9 protein-coding genes are annotated in these 13,689 nt (G+C 53.0%); 6 read left to right on the top strand and 3 right to left on the bottom strand.

Annotated features, from left to right (window positions below):
• Positions 1-100 precede the first annotated feature (100 nt).
• The 4 genes from BLO50_RS11520 (at position 101) to BLO50_RS11505 (ending at position 4,669) form a co-directional block, all read left to right on the top strand.
• Entirely contained in the window at positions 101-1,060 is a 960-nt protein-coding gene (locus BLO50_RS11520) for a tyrosine-type recombinase/integrase (protein WP_090252720.1), read from the top strand.
• Between the two features lie 502 nt (positions 1,061-1,562).
• On the top strand, positions 1,563-2,303 hold the full coding sequence (locus tag BLO50_RS11515) for a hypothetical protein (protein ID WP_143003817.1): 741 nt from the start codon (positions 1,563-1,565) through the stop codon (positions 2,301-2,303).
• 143 nt (positions 2,304-2,446) lie between these two features.
• A complete protein-coding gene (locus tag BLO50_RS11510) occupies positions 2,447-2,710 on the top strand; it encodes a hypothetical protein (RefSeq protein ID WP_090252716.1) in 264 nt (87 codons plus the stop codon).
• Between the two features lie 1,161 nt (positions 2,711-3,871).
• Positions 3,872-4,669 carry a hypothetical protein gene (locus BLO50_RS11505; protein ID WP_143003816.1) on the top strand — a complete coding sequence of 266 codons (798 nt, stop codon included), beginning with the start codon at positions 3,872-3,874 and terminating at the stop codon, positions 4,667-4,669.
• A 272-nt stretch (positions 4,670-4,941) separates the two neighbouring features.
• Here the strand turns inward: BLO50_RS11505 and BLO50_RS11500 are convergent, their stop codons facing one another.
• From BLO50_RS11500 to BLO50_RS11490, 3 genes are read right to left on the bottom strand one after another with little or no spacing between them, the layout of a single operon-like run.
• Positions 4,942-7,161, bottom strand: coding sequence for a DEAD/DEAH box helicase (locus BLO50_RS11500; protein ID WP_090254083.1), 2,220 nt, complete (start codon positions 7,159-7,161; stop codon positions 4,942-4,944).
• Positions 7,136-8,431, bottom strand: a complete 1,296-nt coding sequence (locus tag BLO50_RS11495) for an ATP-binding protein (protein WP_090252711.1) — start codon at positions 8,429-8,431, stop codon at positions 7,136-7,138. Before BLO50_RS11495 ends, BLO50_RS11500 begins: the two co-directional genes overlap by 26 nt.
• Positions 8,428-10,920: a tellurite resistance TerB family protein gene (locus BLO50_RS11490; RefSeq protein WP_090252707.1), complete on the bottom strand. Its 2,493-nt coding sequence runs from the start codon at positions 10,918-10,920 to the stop codon at positions 8,428-8,430. Before BLO50_RS11490 ends, BLO50_RS11495 begins: the two co-directional genes overlap by 4 nt.
• 800 nt (positions 10,921-11,720) lie before the next feature.
• Between BLO50_RS11490 and BLO50_RS22060 the strand changes: the two genes are divergently transcribed.
• Together BLO50_RS22060 and BLO50_RS11480 are read left to right on the top strand one after the other, a co-directional pair.
• Complete coding sequence (locus BLO50_RS22060) at positions 11,721-11,936, top strand: excisionase family protein (RefSeq protein ID WP_244152876.1); 216 nt, start codon at positions 11,721-11,723, stop codon at positions 11,934-11,936.
• Positions 11,933-13,141: an Arm DNA-binding domain-containing protein gene (locus tag BLO50_RS11480; protein ID WP_090252703.1), complete on the top strand. Its 1,209-nt coding sequence runs from the start codon at positions 11,933-11,935 to the stop codon at positions 13,139-13,141. The genes BLO50_RS22060 and BLO50_RS11480 overlap by 4 nt, the downstream gene beginning before the upstream one ends.
• Positions 13,142-13,689: the final 548 nt, after the last annotated feature.

The raw sequence follows: 13,689 nt of genomic DNA, 5'->3' as shown, positions 1-13,689 counted from the left end.
GGCAACGCAAAATTCTTGATAAAACACGTTATCAAGAGCTGTTGCCGTTATCGATTTGACCCGCGGCAAAATCACTTTAGCGAAAAGGGCATAACCGGTTATGCAGTCAGAAAAGCGACTTGAGGTCAAAAATCATAAGGAGTTGATTGAGGCGCCCCCCTCCTCCGTTATTTGTTTGGTTTCAGAATGGCTCGCTAACCTCGACAACCAGCAAACACGGCGCGCCTATCGTTCCGATATCCAAGACTTCTTTGTTTTAGTCGGAGCGCGCTCGGTCGAGAACCTACGTGAAATTTCTCGCGGGCATGTACTGATGTGGCGCGCCGCACTAGAAGAGGCATGTTTAAGCGCTGCTACACGCAGGCGAAAACTTGCAGCTTTGGCATGCTTATTCGACTACCTGATCGAACGAGATCCGCGCTACACACGCAACCCTGTCCACGGGATCAAACGTCCACGTACTGAATACTACGAGGGCAAGACCCCTGCTTTGAGCCGCGCCCAAGCAAAGTTACTTCTCGACGCCCCCAACCTGCTATCAGCAAAAGGCTTACGAGACAGGGCCATTTTGGCGGTGCTGCTTTATCACGGCCTACGCCGCCAAGAAGTTGCTTCTCTACGCGTGTGCGACCTGCAGAAGCGGGATGGTTTGCTGCATCTACGAATCCACGGTAAAGGTGGCCGATTGCGATACATCCCTCTTCATGGTGATGCAGAGAACAGCATCAATCAGTACCTGGAAGGTACTTGCGTCGAGAGAGACAAAAGCTGCTTTATGTTTACAAGCCTTCGAGGCAGCAAAGCTGGCAGGAGCCTGAGCGCTGATGGCATCTATAAGCTTGTATTCCACTACGCGCTGCAGGCCGGAATCGATGTGGCTGGATTAGGCGTACACGGCCTGCGTGTTACTGCGGCTACCAATGCGTTAGAAAACAACGCAGATATTGCTCAAGTCCAGCACTGGCTTGGACACGCGAGCATCAGTACCACCCGGCTGTATGATCGCCGCCAAAACCGCGCGAGCGACTCACCCTCATTTAAAATTCAGTACGAACTCTGAAAACATCTTGTCATGGCACCAAAACCAGCACTCTTGAGCGGGTTGCATATCCGAGAAATCATGCTCACCTGAAGGCCCTATTTCTTGAGGCCATCAATCATGTACAGAACATCAGAAGAAGTTCGCGCAGCGCTTTGGAGACATCTGCTCTATAGCAGCCAGTCGATTGTGATCGTGGTATCCGCAATGACAATTCGTCTGGGCTACTTGGAATATGCTCCATCCACGTCAGCACCTCAATTGATTGAAATAGCCTTGTGGCGACTCGCCTTGCTCCTGTCTTTCCAATCGGCACCGCTTGCCTGGGCTGTGTTTCTCTTCAAAGGCTACAAGCACCGACGGCTATTAATCCCGCTCCATGAATCCATGAAGTTGCTGAGGTTACCGCTAGCGACATGGACATGTGTGTGCCTGCTCACCAGCACCGTTCTGTGGCCAATCCTGCGCACTTGAAAGTCGCTTCTCTCTACCTTCATTAATACTTTGTCAGCCTAGGTGCGCCATGTCCCGAACTATCCTAACTGCCGTTTTCATAACCGTCCTGAACGGTTGCGGCCTGCTCCCTCGAACCGGTACACCATCAGTGGCATTGCAAATAGCGGATGCGATGAGCATTCCTGCCTATGACATGTCACGCACCGAGCATGAAGAAACCTTTGCAGTGACTGGGTCTAGCGGTCGCAATCTTGATCACTCAGTAAGCGGCGCTGCACAGCTGATTGCATCCGGAGATCCAACAATGTTGCTGTTGAGTGGATTAACTCCAGGGAGCCCTGCCGCGCGAATACAAATCGCCGCATGGGTGCCTGAAAGCCTGGCATCCACTCCAAGGAATGCTGTGGCTGTCGCTTCACAGGCCTATATAGAGGCGCGCGCGGATGTTTACAGCAAGGATGAGCATGGCCGGGAAAAGTTACTTTCGACCAAGGTTAGGCATGTGCTCGGCCAACCATTTGGTGAGGGTGGTTTGATACAGACCTATGCCCAACTATACGATCTGATTGCTGACCATTCCCCAAGCCTGGCGCCCGTCCCTTCATTTATTCCGGAAACCGGTATGGCTTATGGCCCTATTTTCTTGGATGCCTGGGGAACACCTGCAAATGCAGAAGACATCCGATTGATTACTGAGATGTCTAAGGCGTTGCCATCCTGGTTCTACATCTATAACCCTGGCCTGCAAGGGGTTGCCGCTAGATCAATCCTAAACCAGGGACAAAAGCTACTTTTCGTTGAGCCGTAAACGCTAACTGTCACGACAGTCTGTGGCACTGCAAATTGGCAAATTTGCATCGAAATGTCCGAGCCTGGGAGTGTTTTCCCAGGCTGCTTGCATATTCAAAATAATGGGGAAACTGGAACCGTAACCCAAACGGAGCCATGCCCATGTCACTCGAAGAACAGATCACTTTTACCCCCGACCAACAGGTTCACCTGAATGCTTGGTCATCGGTTTACATCGATGCTCAGATACAGCAAAAACTCGGCATTACGCTCTCACAATTCCTGATAAACCCGGGAAAGTATCTTTTCCTGGCCTGGCTGACAGCCCCTCACATCCCGACGAATAACGGCTTCTTACCGCTGTTACCTGCACAAGTAGCAGCTAGCCGGCGTATTCACCAAAGGTGGGCTGAAGAGGAAGAATAAGTGCAGAACGCGAATATTGAATCTAGAAAAACACCAAAAACAAAGGAGCCAAATGCATGTATGTAATCGCTGCATTCATCATATTCATAGTGGGTTGCGCCCTTCTCGCCGATTGGCTCGCAGGCGACCTAATGGAGCGCAAACATGAAGCCTGGCTGCGCTTCCCTACTATTGAAGAGTACGCTCGGAAAACTCAATTGAGCCGCATTCAATGCTGGCACTGCAGGTCATGCAGCATCCGGCAGTATGGTCTTGAGACACGTAATGACGAACGCCGAATCCATGCATGCAATCAGTGCAACACAAATCTATATAGAACGACACGGGGCTAATGAAAAGCAGTTTTCCTCAATGCCCCAGAGTCAGTGAGGAAAACTGTTTAAAGGTACCTATAGCACCTGAAATATCTGCAGTGTTGTAGCTCAAGGTTTTTGACTATTTAGTCTACGTTCAAGCAGCTTAGCGAATAAAAAACCTCCGGTTCCGATCAAAGCAATCGCCAAAACCGTACCCAAAATAAAATAACCAATAGGTTCCATACAGACCCCATGACCCAACTCAATGGATTGATAATGTCTTCAGGATATACCCCTCTCTGAAAAATGCTGCCCTGCCCAGCTTACGGCCAGCGGAACCAGACAGAAAGACTCTCTGGGAGGCCACTCTAAGATCGAATATCGCCTTTGCCCCCCTCTATCGATCTTGGGGCCTGTCAAGCCAGCAGTTCAATGATCCATTGCATAAACCGAGCAACCTTCTGCACCTTTTCCTTTGGTACCGCCTGCCAAGGCCTACTGCTTCAGACGCAGCTACACACCCTAGCCGCATAGGCAAGTTCAACTCCCGCCCCATTTCAACCATCGACGTCCGGCGCTTTGACCTAATCGGTGCATGATTTTGTTGCGCAACGCCATGCATGGCAAATCTGTGTAAGAGGCGCGATTGACCTATCTGTACCCAAAACTGGGCCAAATAGCCTCCAATGCTAAATCATGAGTCGTCACCATCGCAGGAAACATAACCCTGGGGGGCTACTCAAAAATGCGCTGGGCAAAATTCATTCAGTACATGACACCTACCTCAACCCGTATCAGGCTGCCTCTAGTCTGGGGGAAATACGGGCAGCAGATAGTCCTGCCATTTGTCTCGGTGGGAATCCGATTGACTGATCAAGAATCAAATGATGGCGTCCTGCGCCGCTATCTAAAAAACGAGGATTCAGTAGTGCGCGCTTTTCGCGAGCTGTGCGCAGGCATTGAAGCCCACAATTCAACTCTGGTTATGGTCCACGCTGCTGGGCCGGGATCTAGCGAGCTAAGCCGTAAAGTCAGGTTTAAGGCGGTCTACCTGGAGCAAAAAAACAATGCTCAACGCTCAGCAGCTGATACTACCGAACATACAAAGACTCACACCCTGACCGTACCGGCCAGCATGATCCAAGAAAAGTTGGGCCATCTTTATGTTCCGCGCTGGTTTCTGTTGAAACAACTCAGCAAGTGGTACAAGAAGTCCGCGCCGGTACGAATCGCAGGATCTTGGGATGGCGAAGATCGTCTATGGAGCGCCGTGTTCAAACCTATGCTCGAAGAGATTGAACGTCTGCAACTAGCCAGTGAGGAGTCAGAGCAGCGTCAACAACTCGAAACGGACCAACAGCAAGATAGTGATAAAACCACCACGCCAGTGAAAAACATTAAAAATCAGGTGGTAAAAACGTCCGTGAAGGCGCGTAGAAAGCCGCAGGCTGCACTGCTAACACTGCAGGTCCCAACAGTAGAATGGGATGGATGGGTTGACTTAAAAACTCAATGGGGCAAGCAAAAAGTCAAAAAAACATTTTCGGCTGAAAACTGCGTTTTGCGTTTCTCAAAATCACGAATTTATATCGAATTACCTGATGGCAAGGTGCTGATCAAGTTGGCGTCGAACGTACGTTATGAATCGCCCCAGAATCTCTAGACGTATCCAACTACACGCTATTGGTCGGTAGCTGACTAATATGGAGGGCAGCTACTGGCCGATTCTGATGAAAAAAGCCATTGCGATTTTTACTTATGAAAGAATGTTAGCGACGTTAAAATGTGGTTAGCTCAGAAGGCGGATAGGTTTTATTTTATAAGTAGTAACGCCGAGGTCGAGCGATTTTTGAGCTATCGAAAAGCAGCTTTCTCTAAGCCGTCTTTTACAACAGAATTGGCCGAGAGCAGATACCACCATAGTAGTGCTAAATACTAAGATGTCACTTCTGGTTGACTCATCAGAGCCAAGGCCAGTGCCTTGGCTCCACCCAGATCCAGTTGCATCGTGGCATACGACTGCATAAGTAACATAGGTGGAAGCACCCAATCCCATTTCTCTTGAACCATGTTCTGTACATCAGCCAGAACAGAGGACTCATCGATGCCATCCCACCCGGCGATCTCACGCAACTTGTTTTCAAGCGACGCCCGCCCCCCCTTGACCTCGATGACCAGGCCACTGTTTTCACTGGTTAGTCCGGTGTACGTCAGCAAGATGGCCAAGGCATCGTTCGTCCAATCGCCTTGCCATGTAAAGAGGTACGTCTTGCCTCCGCTTTCGACCATGCTCGACTGTGCCAATCCAAGATCCGAAAAGGTACTGCGCGCCTGAGCCAAAAGCTCCTGTGCTGTAGTATCAAGATAGGGATAGATGTCTGTCTCCAGTAATACGGCCTTCATTTCTTGCCGGACCCGATCATGCACACGGGCTCCAAGACCATCGAAGGATGGAGGAGCGCCACCAGGATCGGATCTCACAGCGATGACCTTGGCATCAGTGTCAACGCTCGTAACTCGCCAGCGACGCCCAGCAAAAATAATGCGCTGGTCGACAGTCAGTGGCCTGGAGACCGGCAATGCTCCGAGTGGTCTGCCATCGCACACAAGGCGGAACTCTTCATTGCTTACGAAAGCACTGTAGAAGTCGTAGTTGTTGATCATGCGTTCTCCAACCACGCCCGGCAGCAGGAGTCCTGATGATTCCTGGGTTATCAAATCGCGGTCGCCGAGGGCGCGAAGCAAACTTAGGAAGCTACTCTGCTCCACTCCGGCGAACGGACCACTCCGTATCAAGGTGCTCCAAAGCTCCGCAGCTGTTGCGCCCCCCCGCTGCGCTATCACTGAGAGGCACTGCTGAACCAGTGTCGATAAATGAAGGCCTTGAACGCGAGGGGGCTCGAACCAGCCCTGCATCAACAACCGGATCATGGCGATACTTTGCACCAAGCCCTGGCGGAGTTGATCCGACAGTGGCGAGTCATCGTCCAGCCGACGTTCCGTGCAATAACTGCGGAGAATGGCTGCTTCCCCCGGACGGCGCCCGGATCGGCCCAAACGCTGTCGCAAGCTGGCAACCGATGGCGGTGGCCCGATCTGCGCCACGGTCTTGATGCTGCCAATATCTACTCCAAGCTCCAACGTCGTAGTGCAAACTGCGGTGGCAGGACGGTCACCAGCCTTAAGCGCTTTCTCGGTCTCCTCTCGAATGTCCTTCGCCAAGCTGCCGTGGTGCGGCCAGAACTCGTTCGGTACACCATACTGCTCGCAACGATGCCGCAGATTGTCGGCAAACCATTCCACCTGGCTTCGGCTGTTGGGGAAGATCAGGTTGTTGCTGCCCCTTAGCACCTGAAAGAGGTGCTCTGCGATGGCATGCTCCGGAGAAAAAACCTCATCATCTTCAGGCTGTATCGGGAGCGCCTGCTTGGACTCCACATACCCTCTAATCTGAACCTTAAGTATCTGGCCACTCCCTTTGGACTCAATCACCGACACATGATGAGGGGCATTGGGACGCAAAAAGGCAGCGGCCAGCATCATGTCGCCCAGCGTGGCAGAGAGACCGACCCTGGGCAGGGGGCGATCAATGATTGTTTCCACTCGATGCATGAGTGACTGCAGCTGCTTGCCTCGCTCACTACCAATAAAGGCATGGAGCTCATCTACCACCAAGTACCGCAGGTTGGCAAACAATCCCGCTAGACTGGTCCCCCTGTTCACGAAAAGAGCCTCGAGCGACTCCGGTGTGATCAGCAGAATGCCTTCCGGGGACTTGAGGAAACGATGTTTGCGGCTCGCTGAGATATCCCCATGCCATGCAATGACTGGAAGCTCAAGCTCATCGCAAAGTCTCTCCAAACGATCCCACTGGTCATTGATGAGAGCCTTTAGTGGGCTTATGTAAAGCACCGATCCAGGCTTTTCCGTGTCCTGCAGGAGATTGGTAAGGATGGGTAGAAACGCAGCTTCGGTTTTCCCGGCAGCTGTAGCCGCCGCGATGATGACATCCTGATCCGCACCCAAGAGCACAGGGATAGCGCGCTCTTGGGCATCGCGCAGGGAGGTCCAGCCTTCGGACCATATCCAGCGCTGGATTCGCGGTTCAAGGAGTGCGAACCCAGCCGATTCAGAGCTGGAAGGTGGCAAGCTCATCGTCCGCATCTAGCTGGGCATCGGTTTCACCACCTCGATCCTGTGCAATCTCTACGGCCCCCAGCAGGGTGCGCCAATCAGCCTCCGGATTCTGCTCCAGCACTGCTAGTAGGTTGATGAATGCAGTGATGGTCGTCCGCGGGGTCCGGAAGTAAGCATCGCCCATCCGCTGGTTGCAGTGGGCCATAAACAGCGGCAATGCTTCGTCGGGTAGCAAATAGCGCTCGCTCACGCCTGCAGCGTATACATGACGCAGCTTCTGCAGCAGCACGTAGAAATCCTCAGGCGTCAGACTGGTAAGGCGTATGACAGGACCAGACAGATCTACCAGCCCGGACTTGGCGAAGTTGTTTTCCGCCAATCGCGACTGCAGAGCCGGATAGCTGTAGAGGCCACGACGAGTATCCATGAGAAACTCGGGAGTACCACCCAACACAAAACCAAGCCCCTCAGCGGAACCCTGCAGGGAGTCATTGAGGATACGCAGAATCTGCTCGTAGTTAGCGTTGCGAGCTTGGGTGTTGGAGAGCTTGTACAGGTTCACAAGCTCATCGAGACATACCATCAATCCACTAAAGCCGGCCAACCGAACGAATCGCGCGAGCAACTTGAGCTGATCGTAGACCGACGCATCGTCGACGATGGTCCGCACACCCAGTGCGGTTCGGGCATCTGTCTTGGTAGTGAACTCGCCGCGCAACCAGCGGATAGCATCCGCCTTGAGCTGCTCGTTACCCTCTTCGAAGCCTTTGCAATAGGCCGCAATTACATCAGCAAAGTCATAGCCGTTGACCATCTCTGTCAGTTGCTCGAGATGCTCACGAATCACAGCCTCACTGTCTTTGCCAGACGCTTTGGCTTCCGTTTTGGCCTGTGCAATGAACTTCTCGACTATTCCTTGCAGAGCGCCACCATCAGGCTTAGTCCGGGTGGACATATTCTTGGCCAATTCAGCATACAACGAGCGAGCCTGGCCGCCAGTAGCATGGAGACGACGATCAGGGTTCAGATCGGCATGCATGGTGACGAGCTTGCGCTCCATCGCAATAGAGCGAACCAGGTTGAGGAAGAACGTCTTGCCTGCACCATATTCACCGATCACTACGCGGAACGCGGAACCACTTTCCGCGAGGCGCTCCACATCACGGATGAGCGCCTCCAGCTCACCGACACGCCCCACCTGAATCAAGTGCTGGCCTGCACGGGGAACGACGCCGGCGCGCAGGGACTGGATGACCGCATCGCGGTCCTTGGCTCTGATGCTGCTCATAGCGGTAGTTTGTCCATGATTTCAGGGTTTATTTCGAAGGGGTCTTCCCCCTCGGTGACTGGCATATCGAAATGCTCGAAGGCCATGTCGTTGATCTGCTCCAATGCTCCGTCGAGCATGAGCTCCATATCGCTTGCAACCGCCTCCAACTCGTCACGAGTCCACTCGGTACGGGATACGAGTACACGCAGGAAGGCTGAGTGATCGGCGTCCAATCCACAGATGGAGGAAGTATCCTCGACGGTCTCTTCGACAATGACCTCATCGGGCTCAGCAGGCTTATCATCAACGAAAACCTGAGCCAGCAGCGCAGATACCTGCTCCGTTTCACGCTGCAACTGAGCGATGCGCTCCTGGTCCAGAGCAAATCCGACACCGGGCTTGGACGGAGTTGCTCCGGGTATGGAGGGCGTTGTCTGCGATGAGCCAACGGGGCTGCAACTGGCGGCCACATGAAGGTCGCTGTATAGCGACTGCGGATCCAGCTGCAGGGTCTTGTAGACGCGCTCCAGCAACTTCACCTCTGCAGGGCTAACCTCGCCGTCGACCTGCGCTAAGTGAGCGAGAAAAGCCGCCACAACCCTCTTCGCCGGCTCGGCCAGGGGTTCCAGTTTCTTTTTCAGACTTTGCAGGGTTGGTGGCTGGTTAAGCTGCAGACGCAGGTGGGCCTTCAGGCGCTTCCGATGAGCACCGCTCAAGTGACTCCAAGAGTCGATATGCTGGGATAGCAGCATAATTTCCTGCGGCGACGTGTCACCATCGGCAGCCGCCACAGCACAGGCGAGATCCAAAGTCACAGAGGCGGCGTTATACGCCGGCGAAGATCGCAGATCACCATCTTCAGCCTGGGTCGCAAAGAGCGCCACATTGTCCTCTGCCTTGGGGATTCGACTGCCTGCCAGCACATCTGGCTCGATACCAATGTGCAATGACTCCAGCGCCCGCGCGAGCGTCAGGACCTTGTCTCGCGACAGACTACCTGCACCCTGCAGTCGCCCTGCCAGCTCACCGAAGCTCATGACCACCATGCCGTCGCCGATGCGTTGCTTGAGCTCGTCGAGCGCTGTTCGAGCAGTTGGCGGCCACAGGTTAACTGGCAGCTGTAGCAGCCCTTCTAGTGCATCAGGAGTGCCAGGGTTGCGGCCGAGATAACGACTGTAGGGCTCCAACTGCACCGTGCATTCGTCAACCAACTGCTGCAGCTTCTTCCGGGCTGCGCTGGTCGCAGTGACATCAGGAATACCGGATAGGCCATCCAGCTCTTGGGGTGGTAGTCCCGCAGAAGCGGTGTTGTATTGGAGTCTCAGCCGGGTCTTGTTCTGGGGGAGCACCATACCGGCGCCATAACGTTCCTCGTAGCGCATGCAGAACAACTGGGCGAACGCTTCTTTACAGCGGGTTACCGGTGTCCGCTTCCCGATGTTGTGATCAGACAGCACCCAGGCCAACGCCCAGTCAGCCGGCATTGGTTGCTTGTCAGCAGCCAACTGGCCCAGGCCAATACGTAGCTCTATGGGCATTTCATAGCCGTAAGACAACGGTGCCGGCGGCGCCTTTTGATAGCGTCGAGCAAGCACTTGGCCTTGACGGAGGACGTCTACGAAACGACTGGCGTAGGTATTAAACGAATGATTCTCGTCGTAGATCGAGAGCAGTCTTTCGACCTCGGCAATGATGCTAGGAATCTCTGCGGCGGCAGCCTGATTCGTCTTCGCATCGACGAATGCCCTGCGCTCCAGTCCATAGAAGAACAGGAACACGTAGCCAATGTTGGCATGCGGAGCCTTCCGACCACTGGATAGCCATTGCAGGTATGCGCGCCGAGCCTCAGGGGTGATGTTGTCGTAACTGGGCCAGTAGGAAGTGAGACGCTCAGCAATATCGACGATGCCCCGTGCGACCTTCAGCTTCGGGTTGATCAGTGAGGGTTCCGAAGATCCATAGCGGCTGCTTCGATCTTCACCGATATAGATCAGGCCGCCAGAGATCTTCTCACCGGCAACCTCAATGGATTCGCTAGCGGAAAGCCAGCGCACCTTGGCACTAGCCAGGTCCGCCGGCGCACTCGGAATTCGGTGGGAAGGCCGCTCGACGGCACCCAGGGTTACGGTAAAGAACTCGGAACTCTCATCTTCTGCAGAAACATGTTTCTGTAGCGAGGCCGATGCTTGAGCCGGCGTGGAAGATGGCACCCCTGCTGGGAAAACCTCGTCCAACGAGAATGTCAGGCCTGCATTCAATGGTATATCGGTGGCGCTCGATCGATCGACCTTTCGAGGTTGCTGCCGTTTGGCCTGCGATGGACGTGCGAAGGACAAATTGCTGCAGGCCTTAATGATCAACCAACCGCCTACGCCAAATATAACTATTCCGACCAGCACAACCCAGACATCTTTGGGAACGGAGGCAATCAGCCCCCAAAAAATAGCTCCAAGAACCAGCACGCCTGATACGTCAGACTTGCTGTTGCGCCTGCGCTTCCTTGCCATCGCCCCCCCCAAATCCAGTGCTGGCTATTCAGTAGTATCGGCAATTCGGCTGCATCAGCCAACAGCTTTCACCCGACAAGGGCGAAGACCGAAAAATGAGTGTGCACATAGGTGATGTGTGCGTGTGAAGCTTTTATGGTTAATGATGGTTAAAGAACGGTTAAGGCCTGTGGATAGATGGCCACAGCCCACGCCAACAGAGCCCTTCAAGAGTTTGCGATTCACCTCCTTATGAGGTGAATCATACCTCCTTATGAGGTAGATCTACCTCATAAGGAGGTAGCCCCATTTGTTACCACTCCATCCGTAGGTGCTGTCACCCCATCCGGAGGTAGTTACCACCCCATAAGTAGGTCAGCTCGCCTCGCCCAAATACGGACATTGAAAAGTAACTTTCTGGCGCCCGGTCGCAGCAATCTCTCAAAATAGAAATCAACTGATGACTTTGAATGCGTATGCCTCAATCAGTGGCAATCAACACAAAAGTGACTTTAAGGAGTTAATTTCCGCTTGCTGATATCCAGGCTCAAAACAGCACCGGATTGAGAAATCTCTACACCTTACAGAAATGCCCGCACGATAAGCGTGCAAAGACGATTACCGGCGTTGAAAGGGGCAGCATTCAGACACAGCCCGCAAACCCACGGACCGACTTGCATTACCTACAAGCACGGCAAACTGCTGTTACTTGAGTGACAGACTTGACCTACCTGTACCCCAAATGGGGCCGAATAGCCCCCCCCTCCCCCTTTTATTGCTGCAGCATCAGTGGAAATAGATGGGAAAGGAGAAATCCGAAAGTGAGCAACTCAGGTAGTGATCAAAAAGTGGTTTGCCCTGGAGAGTGGTTCCGGCAGGAGCTACTGGGCCCGGTATTCGGTATCAGCACAGAAGCCGCCAGAAAATATCGAACCAATGGACTCTGGTTGGAGGGCCGGCACTGGAGATGGGATCCAGCGCGGCGAATCGTCTTTAACCGAAGGGCCATTGAAAACTGGATGGAGGGGAAATTTTGACGGAAAAGTTGCCTAAAGGCGTAGAGCATATCGGGAACCAGCTACGCATTTCGTTCATGCTGCACGGCAAGCGATTCCGAGAACCTCTGCGCGGAATCGTCAAGATAAACAAAGCAGCAATCGCCTATGCCGATAACAAGCGGCGCGCCATCTTGGCCGAAATTAAAGAGGGGCGGTTCGACTATGCCCGCCACTTTCCGGACTCGCCGTCAGCCGCACAATTTTCAGGTATCCAGGGGGCAGACAAAAAACGCACAGTCGAGGATGGAGTACAACTTTGGCTAGAAGTACAAAAGGCGAAAAAAGCGAGCTGTACTTATACAAATTACCGATGCAAATCAAAGCATCTGCTGACACGAATGGGGCTAAGGCGGATATCGGACATCAGTAAGAGTGACCTTGAGTTGCTCCAAGCAAATTTGCTCAAAAGCGGCCTTTCGCCCAAAACGGTTAATGACGTGTTCACAGTCGTTCGCGGCGTATGGGCAAATGCTTTCGAGGACGGAGTGATCGCATCCAATCCACTCGAACGAATCAGCAACATAGAGCGCGATGCCGACTTAGAATCAGCCTTACCGTTTACTCGGGATGAGCTAAAGCGCCTTGCGATAGGCGACCCTAAAAGGATGCCCGATGTACGAATGATCGTTTTCAACTGCTGGGCAGGGCTGTCAGTGTCAGAACTAATCGCCCTGGCTGTAGAAGATATCGATTTAGAGGCTGGCACGCTTCATGTCAGGCGCGCTCGCGTTGCGCAGGAGTATAAGGTTCCCAAAGAACGTTCTCGAGTAAGAACCCTCGAACTGATAGCTCCGGCACTCGAGATCCTGCAGGAAATAAGTGCTGCACTTGGCCAGCAAGAGGCAATCGAAATCGAAGTGGTTCAACGGGATAACATAATCCGCAAGAAAGAGAAAATAACGTTTCTGTTTCGTAACTCGGTCAGTGGAATCCCCTGGAGTGGCCAAACCCTTAACGTGTGGTTCGAAGCACACCTCAAACGTTGTGGAATCGCTCACCGGGGGCCCAATCAAAGCAGACATACATTTGCCAGTCAGGCTTTATCTAGTTTTGTACCCATGGAGTGGGTCGCCCGCCAGCTTGGGCATACCGATACAACGATGGTTAAGAAGCACTATGGACGCTGGATACCGCGCGACACAAAAAGCATGGCCCACTCAGTCTCAAAGATGATGGGATTTTGATGGCTAGAAGCGGTTTAGAGCGGACTGAGGCGAAGTGGTTTTGTCCAAATTTTGCCCAAACACCAAACCCAGCAAACAAAAAGCCCCTGGAATCTATAATGATTTCAGGGGCTTAGAGTATTTCGATATGGCGGGAAGATAGGGATTTGAACCCGTCTGTGAGCGTTTCAGTTCGTGCCAAACCCGCTCAATACGGGCCTTTCGCTTCCCTCACCAGCTCGTTTCGGCCCAATTCGGCACAGTGTTTTCGACACTTTTTCGACACAGTCGCTAGACAGCCCCGGCGCCTAACAGTAGCGTCTGGCCACCAATACCCATACCGGTTTACAGACATACCGGCAAGCTCAAAGAGTCTATTTCGTGCATGACCCATTCAAGCCATCAGCAACCCTCGATTTAGAGCCAGCACCTAAGTCCATTGGAATAAATAGTCTTTTATTCTTGCTTGCCTCCATTGCCGCTTACATGCTGGCAACCGATGTAATATTTCTACTAAAGACTGAACAAGGATCACTCAGAGGCGCAAGTAGTGTTTCGTTTATTCACCA

The sequence above is a fragment of the Pseudomonas peli genome (assembly GCF_900099645.1).
In the GTDB taxonomy this organism is placed as follows: domain Bacteria; phylum Pseudomonadota; class Gammaproteobacteria; order Pseudomonadales; family Pseudomonadaceae; genus Aquipseudomonas; species Aquipseudomonas peli.
This window is presented reverse-complemented; position numbering and strand designations above follow the sequence as displayed.